This is a genomic window from Paraburkholderia azotifigens, assembly GCF_007995085.1.
Classification (GTDB): Bacteria; Pseudomonadota; Gammaproteobacteria; order Burkholderiales; family Burkholderiaceae; genus Paraburkholderia; species Paraburkholderia azotifigens.
In genome coordinates, this window is sequence record NZ_VOQS01000003.1 from 3,018,697 (window position 1) to 3,036,242 (window position 17,546).

The 17,546-nt window shown below is 60.6% G+C and carries 14 protein-coding genes and 1 pseudogene; 11 read left to right on the forward strand and 4 right to left on the reverse strand.

The genetic code is table 11. From position 1 onward, the window contains the following. The first annotated feature begins 164 nt into the window (after nucleotides 1-164). The 5 genes and pseudogenes from FRZ40_RS30765 to FRZ40_RS30785 all read left to right on the forward strand — a co-directional run bounded on the left by FRZ40_RS30765 (nucleotide 165) and on the right by FRZ40_RS30785 (nucleotide 5,723). Nucleotides 165-1,312 (forward strand): annotated as a pseudogene (locus tag FRZ40_RS30765) (SRPBCC family protein). A gap of 30 nt (nucleotides 1,313-1,342) precedes the next feature. After that, nucleotides 1,343-2,524 (forward strand): ABC transporter ATP-binding protein, encoded by a 1,182-nt coding sequence (locus FRZ40_RS30770; RefSeq protein ID WP_147236612.1) that lies wholly within the window; start codon nucleotides 1,343-1,345, stop codon nucleotides 2,522-2,524. 1 nt (nucleotide 2,525) lies between these two features. Further along, nucleotides 2,526-3,572 (forward strand): polyamine ABC transporter substrate-binding protein, encoded by a 1,047-nt coding sequence (locus tag FRZ40_RS30775; protein WP_028370107.1) that lies wholly within the window; start codon nucleotides 2,526-2,528, stop codon nucleotides 3,570-3,572. Between the two features lie 145 nt (nucleotides 3,573-3,717). After that, nucleotides 3,718-4,869, forward strand: coding sequence for an ABC transporter permease (locus FRZ40_RS30780; RefSeq protein ID WP_240057330.1), 1,152 nt, complete (start codon nucleotides 3,718-3,720; stop codon nucleotides 4,867-4,869). Nucleotides 4,870-4,895: 26 nt separating this feature from the next. Beyond that, nucleotides 4,896-5,723 carry an ABC transporter permease gene (locus tag FRZ40_RS30785; RefSeq protein WP_147236614.1) on the forward strand — a complete coding sequence of 276 codons (828 nt, stop codon included), beginning with the start codon at nucleotides 4,896-4,898 and terminating at the stop codon, nucleotides 5,721-5,723. A gap of 509 nt (nucleotides 5,724-6,232) precedes the next feature. Here the strand turns inward: FRZ40_RS30785 and FRZ40_RS44735 are convergent. Continuing rightward, nucleotides 6,233-6,727 (reverse strand): phytanoyl-CoA dioxygenase family protein, encoded by a 495-nt coding sequence (locus FRZ40_RS44735; RefSeq protein ID WP_193567030.1) that lies wholly within the window; start codon nucleotides 6,725-6,727, stop codon nucleotides 6,233-6,235. A 376-nt stretch (nucleotides 6,728-7,103) separates the two neighbouring features. On the opposite strand from FRZ40_RS44735, the gene FRZ40_RS30795 reads away from it, so the two are divergent. Further along, nucleotides 7,104-7,307: a cold-shock protein gene (locus FRZ40_RS30795; protein WP_028370103.1), complete on the forward strand. Its 204-nt coding sequence runs from the start codon at nucleotides 7,104-7,106 to the stop codon at nucleotides 7,305-7,307. 152 nt (nucleotides 7,308-7,459) lie between these two features. Here the strand turns inward: FRZ40_RS30795 and FRZ40_RS45820 are convergent, their stop codons facing one another. Both FRZ40_RS45820 and FRZ40_RS30805 read right to left on the reverse strand, forming a co-directional pair. Further along, entirely contained in the window at nucleotides 7,460-7,894 is a 435-nt protein-coding gene (locus FRZ40_RS45820; protein ID WP_167528696.1) for an H-NS family nucleoid-associated regulatory protein, read from the reverse strand. Between the two features lie 73 nt (nucleotides 7,895-7,967). After that, a complete protein-coding gene (locus FRZ40_RS30805; RefSeq protein ID WP_028370102.1) occupies nucleotides 7,968-8,489 on the reverse strand; it encodes a DUF1993 domain-containing protein in 522 nt (173 codons plus the stop codon). A 104-nt stretch (nucleotides 8,490-8,593) separates the two neighbouring features. On the opposite strand from FRZ40_RS30805, the gene FRZ40_RS30810 reads away from it, so the two are divergent. Further along, nucleotides 8,594-9,496 carry a LysR family transcriptional regulator gene (locus FRZ40_RS30810; protein ID WP_269323408.1) on the forward strand — a complete coding sequence of 301 codons (903 nt, stop codon included), beginning with the start codon at nucleotides 8,594-8,596 and terminating at the stop codon, nucleotides 9,494-9,496. A gap of 17 nt (nucleotides 9,497-9,513) precedes the next feature. Here FRZ40_RS30810 and FRZ40_RS30815 read toward each other — a convergent pair whose 3' ends face one another. After that, on the reverse strand, nucleotides 9,514-10,014 hold the full coding sequence (locus FRZ40_RS30815; RefSeq protein ID WP_420873887.1) for a winged helix-turn-helix transcriptional regulator: 501 nt from the start codon (nucleotides 10,012-10,014) through the stop codon (nucleotides 9,514-9,516). A gap of 376 nt (nucleotides 10,015-10,390) precedes the next feature. Here FRZ40_RS30815 and FRZ40_RS30820 point away from each other — a divergent pair, with 376 nt between their 5' ends. From FRZ40_RS30820 to FRZ40_RS30835, 4 genes are all read left to right on the forward strand, one after another. Next, nucleotides 10,391-11,566: an efflux RND transporter periplasmic adaptor subunit gene (locus FRZ40_RS30820; RefSeq protein ID WP_240057331.1), complete on the forward strand. Its 1,176-nt coding sequence runs from the start codon at nucleotides 10,391-10,393 to the stop codon at nucleotides 11,564-11,566. Next, complete coding sequence (locus tag FRZ40_RS30825) at nucleotides 11,563-14,751, forward strand: efflux RND transporter permease subunit (RefSeq protein WP_147236615.1); 3,189 nt, start codon at nucleotides 11,563-11,565, stop codon at nucleotides 14,749-14,751. Before FRZ40_RS30820 ends, FRZ40_RS30825 begins: the two co-directional genes overlap by 4 nt. Then, a complete protein-coding gene (locus tag FRZ40_RS30830; protein ID WP_147236616.1) occupies nucleotides 14,748-16,226 on the forward strand; it encodes an efflux transporter outer membrane subunit in 1,479 nt (492 codons plus the stop codon). The genes FRZ40_RS30825 and FRZ40_RS30830 overlap by 4 nt, the downstream gene beginning before the upstream one ends. A gap of 125 nt (nucleotides 16,227-16,351) precedes the next feature. Beyond that, nucleotides 16,352-17,527: an MFS transporter gene (locus FRZ40_RS30835; protein WP_147236617.1), complete on the forward strand. Its 1,176-nt coding sequence runs from the start codon at nucleotides 16,352-16,354 to the stop codon at nucleotides 17,525-17,527. The last annotated feature ends 19 nt before the right edge of the window (nucleotides 17,528-17,546 follow it).

A 17,546-nucleotide genomic window follows, 5' to 3' on the forward strand; every position in this document is an offset into this window, starting at 1 on the left:
AACCATAGCGGACGGGCTTCGCGCCCCGTGCATAGCTAAATCCTTCTTTTAGCATCCAAAAACAATATTTTGACTAGTAATTTGGCTTGATAGATTTACCTCCATTCGAGGCGATCGAAGCGCGGACCCCGTAGCGCAACGCACTCGGCTTTAGGAGCGTCTTCATGGAAAACCCCACCAGGCAAACGGCGGTCCCCGCTTTGGTCGACGAGCTTGTGGCAGGCTGCGAACGACCATTCAGCGACGCACGCTCGATGCCTCCTGGCGTGTACACGTCGCCCGAGTTCCTGTCTCTGGAAGAGCAGGCGATATTTGCGAAAGAATGGCAATGCGTAGGTCGCGCGGGCGCGCTGAAGGCGCCTGGCGACTATCTGACCGCGAGCATCGCGGGGCAACCGATCGTCGTCGTCCGCGATGAGAGGATGGGGCTCCGCGCAATGTCGAATGTGTGCCTGCACCGGATGTCTGTTCTGCTCGAAGGTCGAGGGAATATACGGCGCATCATTTGTCCGTATCACGCCTGGAACTACGGACTCGACGGCGCGCTCAAGGGCGCGCCGCTGATGAATCAGCAGGCAGGTTTCTGCACGGAAAGCTACAAGCTGCCGACGATCCGCTGCGAGGAGTGGCAAGGCTGGATCTACGTGACACTCGATCAGGGTGCACGTCCGGTTCACCAGCAACTCTCGCAACTGAGCGAGCTGATCGATGCGTACGGCATGGCCGACTACGTCGAGACTTTTACGAAGAACACGTCTGGGATACCAACTGGAAGATCCTCGCCGAGAACTTCATGGAAAGCTATCACCTGCCGATGCTGCACCGCGCAACGGTCGGTCCGCATTCCAGACTCGAAGAGATGGAATGCCCACCGGGTTTTCCCGCATTCAATTACCACTGGATCACGAAGGAAGCGTCACTTCCCATCGGCAATGCCCATCCGGACAACGACCGCTTGACCGGTCACTGGCGCAAGACGACCGCGTTGCTCGCGATTTATCCGACGCATCTCGTCACGCTCACGCCCGGTTACTTCTGGTATCTCGTGTTGCAGCCGCGCGGCGTCGACAAGGTGCATATCCGCTTCGGCGGTGGCCTTGCACCCGACTTTATCGCTGATCCCGAAGCCAACGCGCATATGGCCACGCTCAAGGCATTGCTCGACGAAGTGAATGCGGAAGATAAGCGCGGCGTGGAAGCGGTGTTTCGCGGCGTGCACGCCCCGCTTGCAAAGCCGGGCCATCTGAGCCCCCTCGAACGCCCGAACTATGACTTCGCTCGTTACCTCGCGTCGAAGCTTACTGCGCTTTAATCCAGGCACTCTCGACAGGACGCTATCACGATGTCAAACCCATCCTTCATTTCGTTTTCGGGCGTGAGCAAGTCGTACGACGGCGCTAATTACGTCGTCGATGATTTGAACCTTGACGTACGAAAGGGCGAGTTCCTGTCGCTGCTTGGCCCGTCGGGCTCAGGCAAGACAACCACGCTCATGATGCTCGCCGGCTTCGAGTCGCCCACGCAGGGCGAGATACGTCTCGACGGCAAGCGCCTCGACGACAAGCCGCCGCACCAGCGCGACATCGGCATGGTCTTTCAGAACTACGCGCTCTTCCCGCATCTCACGATTGCCGAGAACGTCGCATTTCCGTTGTCCGTGCGACGTGTGAGCCGCGCGGATCAGAAAGCACGGGTGAAGCGCGCCCTGGAGATGATCGAGTTGCCGCATCTGGCGAACCGGCGTCCCGCTCAGCTCTCGGGCGGACAACAGCAACGCGTCGCGCTCGCGCGCGCACTCGTGTTCGAACCGAGCGTCGTTCTCATGGACGAGCCGCTCGGAGCGCTCGATAAGCGTCTGCGCGAAACGATGCAGTACGAGATCATGCGGCTGCATCGCGATCTGTCGCTCACCATCGTCTACGTGACGCACGATCAGGCGGAAGCCCTGACCATGTCCGATCGGGTTGCAGTCTTTTCCGATGGACGCATTCAGCAGGCCGCGACGCCCACCGAGCTCTATGAAAACGCCCACAACGCCTTCGTCGCCAACTTCGTGGGCGAGAACAACGGCCTGCGGGGACGCGTTGTGACGGTACAGAACAACTGGGCGACGCTGGCGCTTTCCGATGGCAGCATCATTCGCGGCCGATGCGAACAGGGCCTTGGCGAAGGAGATGACGCGATGCTCGCGTTGCGCCCCGAGCGTGCGTATATCCGTAGTACCGAGGGCACACAAGCGGACGCGCAGAGCAACGTCGTGCGCGCCAGGGTGCAGGAACTTGTGTATTGCGGCGATCATCACCGCGTGCATTTGACGCTCGGATCGCGTGACTCGCTCGTCGCGAAGGTACCCAACACCCAACGCCACGCCCTGCCTTCGGCTGGCGACGCCATCGAGGTGGCCTGGCGCCACGACGACTGCAAGATTCTCGCTGCGAGCGTGCCCCGCAGCGCGACCCTGGTTCCTACCCCCGCATCGTCCTCACCTTCCATGATCGCGGCCGCAGCCGCAGGAGCCCACTGAAATGCGCACTCACATCAAAGCACAATGCGTCGCACTTGCCGTAGTCGCCGTCGCTGCTGTTACGGCGCACGCCGCGGAAACGCTCAACGTTGTCACCTTTGGCGGCGCCTATGAGGCCGCGGCGAAGAAAGCCTATTTCGAGCCGTTCACGCAGGCGACCGGCGTCAACTTCTCGCTCGAATCGTATGACGGCGGTCTCGCGAAACTTTCAGCGATGGAGCAGGCGAAGAACACAACATGGGATCTCATGGATCTCGAGAGCAACGATGCCATCACGGCATGTGACGAAGGGCTGCTCAAGAAGTTCGACAAGAAGAGTCTTGGCAATACGAGCGACTTCATTCCCGGGGCTATCAGCGACTGTGCGGTCGCAAGCATGGTGTGGTCCACGGTCTACGCCTATGACGCGAGCAAGCTCAAGACAGCGCCGAGCACTATCAACGATTTCTTCGACTTGCAGAAATTCCCTGGCAAGCGCGGGCTGCGCAAGTCACCGAAGGGGTCGATGGAATGGGCGCTGATCGCCGACGGCGTCGATCCGAAAGACGTGTACAAGGTGCTCGGGACGCCAGCGGGCGTTGACCGCGCATTCAAGAAGCTCGACACGATCAAAAAGAGCATCGTCTGGTGGGAGTCGGGCGCACAAGCGCCGCAACTGCTCGCCGATGGCGCCGTCGTGATGACGCAGGCCTACAACGGCCGAATCGACGATGCTGCGAAGAAGGACAACAAGCCCTTCAGGATCGTCTGGGATGGGCAGGTCTATGACTATGAATGGTGGGGCATCCCAAAGGGAGCAAAGCACGCCGACGCGGCCGCGAAGTTCATCGTCTCCGCGTCGCAGCCGAAGGCTTATGCCGATCTCTCGAAGTACATCGCCTATGCGCCGCCGCGCAAGGACGCGATCTCGCTCGTCGAGAAGCAGCGACTGGCCGACCTGCCGACCGCGCCGGATAACTTCAAGCGTGCGATTCAGATCAATCCGACCTTCTGGGCGGATAACGCTGACGAGATCAACAAGCGCTTCCAGGTTTGGTTGACGCAGTAACACTTCCATTGAAAGAGAGCCCGCTGTGACCGCGACTACCCATACCCCCGTACCGGCCCATGCTCCCACCCCGGGCTCTCCGACGAGCGCCGACGGCCGCGCGTCCTATCAGAAGGCACAAGGCCGCGCATCGCTTCGAGCGCTGATGCTGGCGCTTCCCCTGATCGTGTTTCTACTGTCGACCTTCATTGCGCCGATCGCGCTGTTGCTCGCCCGCAGCGTACAGAATCGCGAAGTGCCCGACAGCCTGCCAGCACTTTCCCGCGCACTCGATGCTTGGGACGGCGGTGGCGTGCCTGATGAGCATACGTTCGCCCTGCTCGCATCCGGAATCAAGGACGCCCAGCAAAGCGGACAGCTCGGCACAGTCGCGAAGCGCATGAATTTCGCGCAGCCCGAATTCCGCAGCCTGCTGATGAAGACAGCGCGCGGCATTCGCAGCGATACGCCTCCCGCTTGGAAGCCGACGCTGATCGAGATCGACGAACGCTGGAACTCGCCCGAAACATGGCGCCTGTTGAAGCGCGCCGCCGCGTCGCCGACTCCCGATTACCTGCTGAATGCCGTGGACGCGAGAGTGACGCCGCAAGGTTCGATCGCCTCGCTGCCGGCTAACACCGCGGTCTATCGCGAAGCGTTCGTGCGAACGATCTCAATCAGCTTCACGGTGACGGTGCTCTGCTTGCTGTTGGGTTATCCAGTGTCCTGGTTGCTCGCGAATCTGCCCGAAAAAAGCAGCAACCGGTTGATGCTGTTGGTTATCGTGCCGTTCTGGACCTCTCTGCTGGTGCGTACGACGGCGTGGTATGTGCTTCTGCAACCGGGTGGCGTCGTCAACAGCCTGTTGATGAGTCTCGGCATCGTGACACATCCGGTGCCGCTCGTTTTCAATCGCACAGGTGTATTGATCGGCATGACGCACGTGCTTTTGCCTTACATGATTCTCGCGATCTACTCGGTGATGAAGAGCGTCTCGCCCGTTTATCTGCGCGCAGCAAAGTCTCTGGGCGCTCATCCCTTCACCGCGTTCGTGCGGGTCTATATCCCCCAAACGTTGCCGGGGGTCGGAGCAGGATGCTTCCTGGTGTTCGTGCTCGCGCTCGGCTACTACATCACGCCAGCCCTGCTCGGCGGCGCCGGCGACGAGATGATCAGCCAACTCATCGCGGATCAGACGAACACGCAACTCAACTGGGGACTCGCGGGCGCGCTGTCAGCCTATCTCGTGATCTTTACCGCGATCTTCTATTTCATCTTCAATCGCATCGTCGGCATCGACCGTTTGCGGTTCGGTTGAGGCATGTAAGTCCCAAGGGAGCAATCATGCAAGACAAACGCAATACGGTACTAACGGAGCGCGTCGCTTCCCGATGGGTGCGATTGCACTGCGCGCTCGTTCTGTTCTTTCTGGTGGCGCCGATTCTCGCGATCATTCCGCTTTCGTTCAACTCCGGCTCGTATTTCTCATATCCACTGCAGGGGTTCTCGCTGCGCTGGTATGAACAAGCCCTCACGAGTGCGGACTGGCAACGTGCGCTGCTGAACAGTATCGCCATAGGCGCAGCGTCCACTTTGATAGCGACCTGTCTCGGGACGCTGGCGGCGCTCGGCCTGTCGCGAACGCAGTTTCCGCTGCGCTCGATCGTCATGCCGATCATCATATCCCCGATGATTGTGCCGATCGTCGTGGTAGCCGCCGGCTTCTACCTTGTCTTCGCGCCACTCGGGCTCGTGAATTCCTACCCCGGCGTCATCCTTGCACATGCCGCGCTCGGCACGCCGTTCGTCGTCATCACGGTGACCGCGTCGTTATTGTCTTTCGATCAGAGTCTACTGCGCGCGGCGTCCGGGCTCGGCGCGCAACCGTGGGTCGCGTTCAGGCGCGTGACGCTTCCATTGATCAAACCCGCGGTCGCGACTGGAAGCGTCTTCGCCTTCGCCACCTCCTTCGACGAAGTCATCGTGATTCTCTTCATTGGCGGCCCGGATCAAAAGACCGTTCCACGGCAGATGTGGAGCGGCATCCGGGATTCCATCGATCCATCGATCCTGGCCGTGGCGACCATGCTGATCGTGTTCGCCGTGCTGCTGTTCGCGAGTATCAACTGGCTGCGTAGCCGCGCGGCGGCGGCGAGTCAAGTGATGGTCTGATTCAACCGAGGGCATGTTCGCCCGGTCAGTCGTTGGACATCGATCGGAATTGCGTCTTTGCGTATTCCCATGAACAACCGAGCGGGCAGCGTCAATTGATTTCGTCTCAACCAGTTGCTACCAAAGCTGAACAGACGACCGGCTCCGCGCCCTCAACCGCGACGACTTCGGGTCCATCAAAGGTCGCCGGTGCGTGCGGGGCGCCCGATCAGAAACGTGTATCCGAACCCCTGGCCGATCATGCCGCGAACGGCCAAAATTGGCGATCGCGAATTGAATGCAACATACGCCCGTCCTTTCGATGACGCGCGCGGCGCCAAGTTGAGCGGGCTCGTCAAGGCGGGGATATCTGATGGCAGGCAGGTATCACTGGCAGTCCGTGTCCTCGTTCGGGAAAGCGATTTGATTCGCTGCACGCGTACTCGAACGTCTGCCTGCACAGGATTTGCGTGCTCCTGAAGGGCGGTCGCCTGGTTTCGACTGGTGGGCAGGCGGCCTTCGAAGCAAGATCAGACTACGAACGCAAATTCTTCCTCCGGCAGCGGGTCGCCCGGAGTCAGCCGGTCAGCAAGATGACGATACGGGGGCGAAGTTTCGCCGCCTCTATCGACATACACGGCATTGTCACCGAGCCAGCGAAACGATACCACGCGCCGGGAAACGGACCCGGAGCGATTTCCAGGCGCGCCGTGCACCGTCAATCCTTCCCGCCTTATCGCCTCGGCGCGTTGGCAAAGAACTTCGCCTCCTTCCGCGCGAGCCAGCTTCAACAGACATCGGGCCGTCCCGTTGACGAGACCTACGTCGACAAAAAGAGACAGGACTTCGGGCGGTAGCTCTGAAACGGCTACGGCTTCCCGGATACGTGCGAAGCCGACAGGCCGCTCGTAAATGGCCGAAAACCGCTCCGCCGCGTCCCGATATGAATTCCATTGCGCACCCAAACCGGCGCGATAGATGGTGGCCAATTGGAGCGGGCCGTTTATCGCGGTTTCCTTGCTCATAGTCTGCCTATAGTTAACCAATGGATTATCGGCCGGTTTCGTCCGGCTCATTGGCCACGAAACGCGATCAAAAAAAAGAGCTCTTCGACGTTTCGGGTGCGTCTGACCATTCCATGCTACCGGCCGCACCTGTCAAGGAAGGGAGAAGGCGAACGCGAGGAGAGGCTATCGCGCGGCGGATGCCGTCGAGATGAGGCCGGGAGTGACGTCGTCGGCAGACCGACTGAGGCCAGGGAAAAGCAGACCAGGTGCTGTTGGCCAATGCGCTGACTGGCAGGTATCATTCCGGCGTGGTACAAATTCTTCTGTCGCGGGCGGCCGTTTTGTGTGGTACGGCGGTCGCGTACGCGGATTTCAAACGTCTAAAGGTTCAAAAATGGCAACTGGTACAGTGAAATGGTTTAACGATGCAAAGGGCTTTGGATTCATCACGCCGGACGAAGGCGGTGAAGACCTGTTCGCCCACTTCTCCGAAATCAAGACGGAAGGCTTCAAGTCATTACAGGAAAACCAGAAAGTAAGCTTCGAAGTGAAGATGGGGCCGAAGGGCAAGCAGGCCGCCAATATCAAGCCTATCTAAGCGGCGCGCGCTATCCTGACAAGTGACCCGCCCTGTGCGGGTCAAGTTTTTAGGTTCAGCGTGTCGGGAGTCCGTGCACGGCGTGGCATTCCGGTGCACCGATTCGGGCAGGACCGACAGGCCCTGCTCATAACCCGTCATCCCACTGACCATCAGCCCGCGACGGGCACCGGGGCGCTTTCGCTGGCTGGTGCAACTGCTACCGGATTGTTCGGCGCGCGCTTCGCAGGTGTCTTCCTCGCCACAGTTTTCCTGGTTACGGCCTTCTTCGCCGGTGCTGGTTTTGGCAGTGCCTTGGCATTCTTCGCGGCAAGCGCTTTTTCCTTTACCTTTTTGGTCGCCGCTTGCTTCACGGTTGCTTTCGTGGACGAAACGGCCTTCGAGCCTGAACCGCTCGCGTCCGCATCGACAATCAGAAACTTCGAACGGTCTTTGGCACCAGACAACCATGCCGGCGCCCGACCGCGGCCACTCCATGTCGCCCCACTCTTTGGGTCACGGTATTTCGGCGTCTGGGGGCCCATCACGTAGTTGCCAGCCTTCGCGCGTTTCTTTGCGGCAACGACCGCTTGTGCATGCGGATTCAACCGGTGGATGCAATAGTTCGACGAAAACGTCAGCTTTCTCGGGTTCGCCCTTTAGCAATGAAGCGCCCACGAATCAGGCATCGAAGGCATTGACTGGGCCAATGAAATCCAGCTTCTTGAGGTCTACGCCATTCGTGCGCAAAATCGCATAAGCCATGGCTACATGGAAGTAGATGTTCGGAATCACGATCTGCAACAGATAGTTTTCGCCAGTCAGCTTACCCGGCACCCAGGTTACTTTTACGATTTGACCGGCGGCGTCAGCGTACCGGTCTGCCGCCACGCTTTCAACAAAGTCGATCGTCTTGCGGATGCGCGCACGCGCTTCGTCAAGCGTCTGCTCATTGTCTTCATGCTGCGGTGGCTGCTGCCCTGAAAGCCAGGCGGCTCCGCCCTTCAGATAGTCGCAGGCGCTTTGTATCTGATACAGCAATCCGCCCATGTCGGGAGCGAGACGGGTCGACAAAAGAATACCAACATCGAATTTCTTCGCATCTGCAAGGCGCTCTGCCTTGTCGAGATAAGTCTCCATACTTTTTACTGCTTGCACGCATTGCGCGATAGCCTGTGCATACATCGGAATCTCCAGCAACATGTGTTTTCGTCACGTCATGCCTTGATACGACATCGCGAAGAACTTCTCATACAATACGACGACCTGATACCACGTGAGCGAACGCGTTGGACCGACTAGAAGCCATGGAAATGCTGCTGACCGCCGTGGACAGGGGAAGCCTGTCGGCGGCAGCGCGCGAACTGAAGATCCCTGTGAGCACGCTCACCCGCAAGGTAGCCGATCTCGAAGAGTTGCTTGGAACCCGGTTGCTGATACGAACCACCCGCAAACTGACATTGACGGACGCAGGGATGTCATACGTCGCGGCGGCCCGCCGCATTCTCGACCTCGTGCGTGAACAGGAGCACGAGGCCACCGGCGAATTCGCGACCGCGAAAGGCGAACTGGTCGTGACTGCACCAGTGCAGCTTGGTCGCCTGCATGTTTTGCCTGTCATCAATCAGTTCCTCGCGCAGTATCCGGACATCACCGTTCGACTCCTTCTCTCCGACCGAAACATCGACCTCATCGATTCGCACGCCGACCTCGCCTTGCGCATCGGAGAACTCGCGGATAGCAGCATGATTGCCACGCGCATCGGCTCATTGCGCCCGATCGTCTGCGCGAGTCCGGCCTTCCTTGCCAACCATACGCCCCCGCGCGAACCCGACGATCTCGTGAAATATTCGTGTGTCGTCTTCAATAGCCCGTATCTGTCGCCGTGGCGCTTCCGCCTTCCCACGACGAGCAAGATCTACGTGCTTGGCGTGAAACCCCGTCTCGAGGTCACGACACCCGACGCTGCCGTCAGCGCCGCCGTGGACAACGCAGGCATCACCTACGTATTCGAGCACGATGCCGATGAAGCGCTGCGGAACGGGCAACTCGAGATACTCCTGCCACAGTTCGAGATCGAGCCCGTGCCCGTTCATCTGGTTCATGTGTCCAGAAATCTGATGGCCATCAAACTGCGGCATTTCATCGACTTCGCGGCGCCCAAACTCAGGCAATCGCTCTCGCGATTCGGCAAGCAGAAGCGACACTAGCGCATTCTCTCTTTCCTTCAGGCGCACGACTCGTCGCTCTGGTCCCCGAGTACCCGGTCATTCCGGTTCTCGATGACCTCCCGCGTCGCCTTCGTTGCGCCCGGACCGGCAGCAAACCGCACGTCCTGGTACGTCAGTGCCTGCCCGCCCGTCGCGCGAATTTCCACGGTCTCTACGGGCATCCCGCTCGCATGCTCCACCAGGGTGATCGTCGGTTTTCCGTTTGGCCTTAACCACTTGTCTCCCCACTGCATCAGCGCGACCAGCACCGGGTATAAATCCGCCCCTTTCGAGGTCAACCGGTAACCGAACGTGTTGGCGCGTTCCGCGATGGGGAAGCGTTCAATGATATCCAGCTCGATCAAACGTTCCAGCCGCGCCGCGAGGACATTGCGGGCGATACCCAGCCCGCTCTGAAATTCGTCGAAGCGCCTGCTGCCTTGCGTGCACTCGCGAACGATCAGAAGCGTCCACCACTCGCCCACCTCGTCGAGGGCGCGAGCGATCGAACAGTCCATTCCATCGAAGCGTTTTCTATACATGATGGAACGTATCATAGCGCAAGTTTCGTCACGCAACTTAACCGGATTGTGGGGAACAGCTTCCCGGTTTCAGCCAGTAGTGTGACGCAACGGTGTTGCCTATAGTTGCGTCACGAAACTTAGCCGGCAGTCGTTCACGGGGAAGTCTCCCGGGAACGCGGCCTGGTTCTGAAATATCCCGCTTTCTTCATGCAAGAAAGCAACGATCGATTATCTCTAACGGGCGAGCCGGGACAAAACCCTCTGTCGTACAACCTGTTTCCATATTTAGGAATGCCATGAATACTGAAGTTGATCAGGCCGAGGCGCGAGTCACGACTCCCGGCAACCCGGCGACATCCGGCTCCATTCGATGGGTCGGCAAAGGCGTCGCAGCCGCAGTGATCGTCGCCGTGGCGGCGACGGCGGCGCATCTGCACTGGTCGAGTGCCGCGCCTGTTGCCGCGCCGGCGCCCCCTCGGTTGCCATTAGCGTGCCGTTGCAGCGCGATATCGAGGGCCGGCTAGGGTTCCTCGGCCAGTTCTCGGCCGTGAATCGTGTCGAATTGCGCGCTCAGGTGGGCGGCACGCTCATGCAGATCAATTTCAAGGATGGTGACATCGTGCACAAAGGCGACGCGCTGTTCGAGATCGATCCTGAACCGTATCAGATCAAGCTAAGCCAGGCGACGGCCGGACTCGAGTCCGCGAATGCCCGGCTGGCGCTCGCCACGCGCGAGCTTGCCCGCGCGCAGGAACTGCAGCGGTCGGAGGCAGGAACGGTCGAGAACGTCGACCAGAAAATCGCTGAACAACGCACCGCTCAAGCGGCGGTCGACAACGCCAATGCGCTCGTTCTCGACGCCCGGTTCGACCTCGATCGCTGCAAGATCACGGCACCTTTTACCGGTCGCATCGGCACACATCTCGTGTCGACAGGCAATCTGGTATCCGGCAGCCGCGCCGGCAGCAGCCCCACAACCCTGCTCGCGACCATCGTTTCGCTGGACCCGATCTACCTCGATTTCGACATCAGCGAAAACGACTACGCCGCTTTCCAGCACGCCCGTGAAAACCGGCAGGGACCGCTGGCGGACGCAGTGAACATTTCGCCGACGGGCGACGGCGACTATGCGCGCACTGGCACGCTCAACTTTATCGACAACGCGCTCGACCGTTCGAGCGGAACCATTCATGCGCGCGCAACGATTCCCAACAGTGACCTGTCGCTGACGCCGGGTGGCTTCGCACGCCTGCGGCTGGCAACGACTGCACCGCAACCGGCATTGCTCGTTCCCGATGCCGCCGTCCTCCAGGACCAGACCGACCACATGGTGTACGTCGTCGGTGCCGACAACGTGGCCGCGCCCAGAAAGGTCGAGATCGGCGATCTTCGGGGCGGCCTGCGCGTGATTCGTTCAGGACTTGCACCGACCGACCGGATCGTGATCGACGGCATTGCGTCGGTGCGCCCCGGTTCGAAGATCTCGCCGCACGCGGGAGCGATCCAGTTCTCGGCGGAACACGGCGATGAAGGAGCCAGATCATGAAACTGACGCACTTCTTTATCGAGCACCCGCGCTTTGCGGCGGTGCTCAACATATTTGTGGTGCTGGTTGGCCTGGCAACCATGGTGAAGCTGCCCGTCGCTCAATATCCGAACATCGTTCCCACGACGATCCAGATCACGACCTCGTATCCCGGTGCTTCGGCCGATACGATTGCGCGCACGGTCGCAACGCCGCTCGAGCAGTCCGTCAATGGTGTCGAGAACATGGATTACATCTCGAGCCAATCGACTAGCAACGGTCAGTTGACGATTACCGTGATCTTCAAGGTCGGAACGGACCCGAATACGGCGCTTCTGCTCACACGCAGCCGCGTCGAAGACACGTTGTCGCGTCTGCCCGCCGAAGTGCAGTTGCAGGGCGTGCAGGTGAAAAAGACTATCCAGGCGCTGTTGCTCGGCGTGCATGTCTATTCGCCCGACGGCTCCCGCAGTCCCGAATACCTGTCGAACTACATGCTCAAGGTGCGGGATCAGATCGCGCGTTTGCCTGGCGTGTCGGACTTCCAGCTGTTCGGCGAACGCCAGTACGCGATGCGCATCTGGATCGATCCCGACAAGGCGGCTTCGTACAACATCAGCGCCAATGAAATACTCGCGGCGCTTCGCGCGCAGAACGCCGCTGTGTCGGCAGGCGTGCTCAATCAGCCGCCTGTGTCGAACAACGGTACGGGTGCCTACCAGATCAACATCGACGCGCTTGGCCGCCTGACGACGCCCGAACAGTTTGGCGATGTCGTCGTCAAGTCCGATACGCAGGGGCGCGTGACACGCATTCGCGATATCGGCCGTGTCGAGCTCGGCTCGGTTGACTATGGCTCCAGGGCTTACGCTGACAGATATGCAGCCACGCCGTGGTTCGTCATCGCCACGCCCGATGCGAATGTCGTGCAGGTCGAGCATGACGTGTGGGCCAAAATGGCCGAACTCAAGAAGAGCTTCCCGCCCGGCGTCGACTACATCAAGATCTACGACCCGACCACGTTTGTTTCCCAGTCGATCGAAGAGGTCGCGAAAACCATCGGTATCGCCATTCTGCTGGTAGTTGGCGTGGTGTATCTGTTCCTGCAGAACTGGCGCGCCACGATCATTCCGGTCGTCGCGATTCCGGTGTCGCTGGTCGGCACGTTCGCCATCCTTTCGCTGTTCGGCGCGTCCATCAATAACCTATCGTTGTTCGGACTGGTTCTGGCCGTCGGGATTGTCGTCGACGATGCCATCGTGGTGGTCGAGAACGTGGAACGGAACATGGCGCTCGGCATGTCACCGAAAGAAGCCGCTCATCGAACGATGAACGAAGTCTCGACAGCCATTATCGCCATCGCGCTCACGTTGTGTGCGGTGTTCGGTCCGACTGCACTGATGTCCGGCATCTCGGGTCTGTTTTTCAAGCAGTTCGCGATTACGATCGCCGCGTCGACCGTCATCTCGTGCTTCGTCTCGCTTACGCTGAGCCCGGCTCTGTGTGCGGTGCTTCTCAAGCCACACGAGATGGAAAAGTCCCGTGGCGGTTCGACCGCGCTGGGTCGCCTCCATCACGCGATTTTCGGCCGGTTTAACGCGTCGTTCGAATGGCTGTCGTCCCGTTACGGACAAATGACAGGCCGCGCCGTACGTGCGACCACCGTGATGCTGATCGTCTACGCAGGTCTGATTGGGGCGACCGCACTGCAAATGTCGAGAATGCCCACCGGCTTTATTCCGGAACAGGACATCGGCTATCAGGCTGTGATTGCGTTTCTTCCTCCCGGCTCCAGTCTCGAGCGCACCGACAAGGTGATCCGCGAGATCAACGACATCGTGCTCGATACGCCGGGACTCAAAGGCGTGACGCACACGTCGCCCGTGTCGGGTCTCGACGTTACGACGGGCACTGTAGCGCCCAACGTGGGAACGCTTTTCTACGGACTGCCTTCGCTGTATGGCAAGCATGTTCCCGGCGTCAATGCAGCGTCGATGCTGGGCGAACTCCGCAAGCGGGTCGCGGGTGTCAAGGACGCAGTGGTCGTCGTCGTCAATCCGCCGCCCGTGCAGGGACTGGGCGCAGCGGGCGGCTTCAAGCTGATGCTGGAAGACCGTGGCGGACTCGGCCCGCAAGCGCTCGCGGACGCGTCGCGCGCACTTGTGGCGGCAGCCAGCAAGGACAAGGTGTTCGGTGGTGTATTCACGCTTTACAACGCGGGCGCGCCATCTGTTTATGCGGACATCGACCGCCTGAAGGCGGAAAAGCTCGGCCTCACGCCAACCGATGTGTTCTCGACGATGGATCTTTACCTTGGCTCGCAGTACGTGAACGACTTCAACTTCATGGGCCGTACGTATCAGGTACGCGTTCAGGGCGATGAAGCATTCCGGCGGACACCCGAAGATATCGGAAGGCTCAAGGTGCGCAACCCGGCGGGCGACATGGTGCCGATCAGCAGCGTAGCGACGTTCAGGAACACGACCCAGCCGTATCGCGTGCCGCGCTACAACATGTATCCCGCAGCGGAAATCATGGGTGCGGCCGGCCCCGGATATTCGTCGGGCGACGCCATCCAGCACATGGAACAACTCGCAGCGCAGGTTCTTCCGAACGGCATCACGTACGAGTGGACCGACCTCGCTCACCAACAGAAAGAGCAGACCATGTCGCCGCTTGTGATCTTTGCTGCGTCGGCACTGTTCGTGTTCCTCGTGCTTGCCGCGCAGTATGAAAGCTGGAAGACGCCTCTCGCAATCGTGCTGATCGTGCCGATGTGTCTGCTCGCGGCGGCGATCGGTCTGAACATGCGCGGCATGCCGATCGACATTCTTGCGCAGATCGGCTTCGTTGTGCTCGTTGGGCTCGCCGCGAAGAACGCCATTCTCATCGTCGAATTCGCCAGACAGCGTCAGGACGAAGACGGCATCGATGCACAAGAGGCTGCCACCCATGCGGCACATGTGCGGTTGCGCCCCATCCTGATGACGTCGTTCGCGTTTATCGCGGGCGTGGCGCCGCTCGCCATTGCCAGCGGCGCCGGCTCGGAAATGCGGCAATCGCTCGGCACGACGGTGTTCTTCGGCATGCTCGGTGTGACGCTCTTCGGGCTCGCGTTCACCCCGGCGTTTTATGCCTTCGTCCGCAAGCTCGGCATCAAGAGCGCGCCCGCCTTGCGGAAACTTGATAGTGGAGAAGCGAAATGAACGGCTTCGCATCGAGAACTTCGAAAGCGATCATCGGTAGTCTGATTGTCAGCGCAATGCTTGCTGGCTGTGCCGTCGGGCCCGACTACGTTGCGCCTCACACCGAGATGGCCGCGTTTCACAACGCGAAGGTCGTCGCCGAACGGCAAACGGCATTGCCGGCCCCGAACCTCGATAGCTGGTGGGCGGGCTTCAATGATCCCGAGCTGGTCAAGGTGGTGCAACGGGCACTCGATCAAAACCTGAGCCTCCAGGCTGCGATCGCACGCGTCGCGCAATCGCGCGCCGCGGCTCAGGCGGCTGGGGCCCGCCTGCTTCCGACAGTCGATGCCAACGCATCGTACACGGCGCTACACCAGAGCACGCAGAGTCCTCTTGGCACGATTGCAAGCGCGTTTCCCAACTATAGCCGCGACCAGAAGGAGTACGTCGCAGGTGCCACGGCAAGCTGGGAAATCGATCTGGCGGGCGGTCTGCGTCGCGCACACGCGGCAGCCACCGACGAAGAGCAGGCCGCCGAGGCCGCGCAACTCGGCACGCGCGTGACGGTCGCTGCCGACGCCGCCGACGCCTACCTGCAAATCAGAGGGCTGCAAGCGCAACTGGCCGTCACCCAGGATCAGGTCGATACCGATGCGCGTCTGCTGGAACTCGTGAAAGCGCGCAAACAGGCCGGTGCATCGGACGAACGCGAGGTCGCGCAGGCTGAAGCCTTGTTGCGCCAGGCACGCGCTACCGTTCCAAGCTTGCGCGTGTCGCTGGAAGCGCAATTGAACCGGCTCGATGTGCTGATGGGCGCCCAGCCGGGGACCTATGCGGCAGAACTCGCCACGAACGCGGGTGTGATTCCGGATGTGCCCGCCATCGGCGGCGCGGATCAGCCCGTCGACGTGCTGCGGCGACGCCCGGACATCATCGCTGCCGAACGCCATCTGGCGGCTTCGAACGACGCGATCGGCGTGGCAATTGCCGGCTACTACCCGAAGATTTCGCTCTCCGGCGCACTGGGATTCGACAGCATTTCAGCCAGTCACTTCCTGAGCGCGAAGTCGTTCCAGCCAATCGGCACGGGTGCGCTGCAGTGGCGACTGTTTGATTTCGGCAAGGTGGACGCCGAGGTCAAGGGTGCGCGCGGCGCTTACGCGGAGGCGTTGGCGCAGTACCGGGAGGCCGCACTCAAAGCAACCGAGGACGTCGAAGACGCATTGATGACGCTGTCGCAAACGGAGATTCGCGCGCAGGAAATTCAACAGGAAGTCGCTGCATTGACGAAGGCGCGAGACCTTTCGGAGAAAGCGTATCGCGCGGGTTCGATCACGCTCACTGATGTGCTCGACGCCGACCGGCAGCTGCTCGACGCGCGCGACGATCTCGATGCAACGAAGGCAGACGCTGCCCGCGCCGCCGTGAGAACGTTCCGCTCCCTAGGCGGCGGATGGGATGCACCGCATCAGCAGCTCGCGCAGACGAAGTGACCCGGCGCACCACTTAACCGGTTTATGGGGAACAGATTCCTGCTTTCGGCCCGTAGTGCGAGGCAGTCGGCTTCCCTATAGTTTCGTCACGAGACTTGATTCACAACCCTTCTGGAGAAGTCGACATGGATCGCCGCCTTCTAACACTTTCACTCGGCATGTTCGCGCTGGGCACCGACAGCTTTGTCTTCGCGGGCATCCTGCCCGAAATCGCGCACTCGTTTGGCGTCAGTATCGGCGCTGCGGGTCAGCTTATCAGCGTGTACGCGCTGAGCTATGCCCTGCTTGGTCCGACCATCGCAGCGCTGGCTGCGAACGTGCCGCGCAAGCGTCTTTTGCTCGGCGGCATTGGATTATTCGTCATCGCCAATATCGGCACCATCGTTGCGCCGAATCTCGGCATCGCATTGGCCACACGCGCTTTCGCGGGACTTGGCGCGGCCATGTTCTCGCCGACGGCCAGCGGAACTGGCGCGTCGCTGGTGCCGCCGGAACGTCGCGGGTACGCATTGTCCATCATCGTGGCGGGACTGACGACGGCTACCGCGCTGGGCTCGCCCATTGGCGCCGTGATTGGCGGACTCGCGAGCTGGCACTGGACACTGGTTCTCGTTGCCGCGCTTGGCGCCGCTGCGTTCGCAGGCATTCTCGCGTTCATGCCTGAAGTCCCGCTGCCGCCTGCCATCTCGCTGCGCGAACGCGTGTCTCCGCTCACCGATTCCCGCGTCGGACTCACGCTCGCGACGACGGTGCTTGCCCAGATCGGCACCTTCATCATCTTCAGTTACTTCTCCGTTGTGTTCGATCGCGCGATCGGCCATAGCGCACCGGTGCTGGGTGGATTGCTGGTGCTATGGGGACTGGCGGGAACGTTTTCGAACCTGCTGACAGGACGGATTCTCGACAAGATCGGCTCCCACAAGGTCGTTCTGATCAAGCTCACCATCGTCGCAATCGTCATCCTCACGATGCCGATAACAGGCGCACACCTCTGGAGCGCAGCCATCGCCGTGACGATCTGGGGAGCCTGTGCATGGGGTGTACTGGTTCCGCAGCAGTTCCGTCTCGCGAGTCTGAATCCGCCGATGACGGCTGTGCTGGTCGGGCTCAACACGTCGGCGACTTATGTGGGTGTATCCATTGCCGGGGCGCTCGGTGCTGCTGTGATGCCCGTCATCGGCAGCCATAACCTGGGCTACCTCTCCAGCATTCCCGTGGTGATCGCGATCCTTGTCTCCGGGCTCGCGACGCGCCGCATCGCATCGTTTGCAAATACAGCAAACGGCGCCGTGGCGGCCTGAATTCCAATCCCTTTACGAG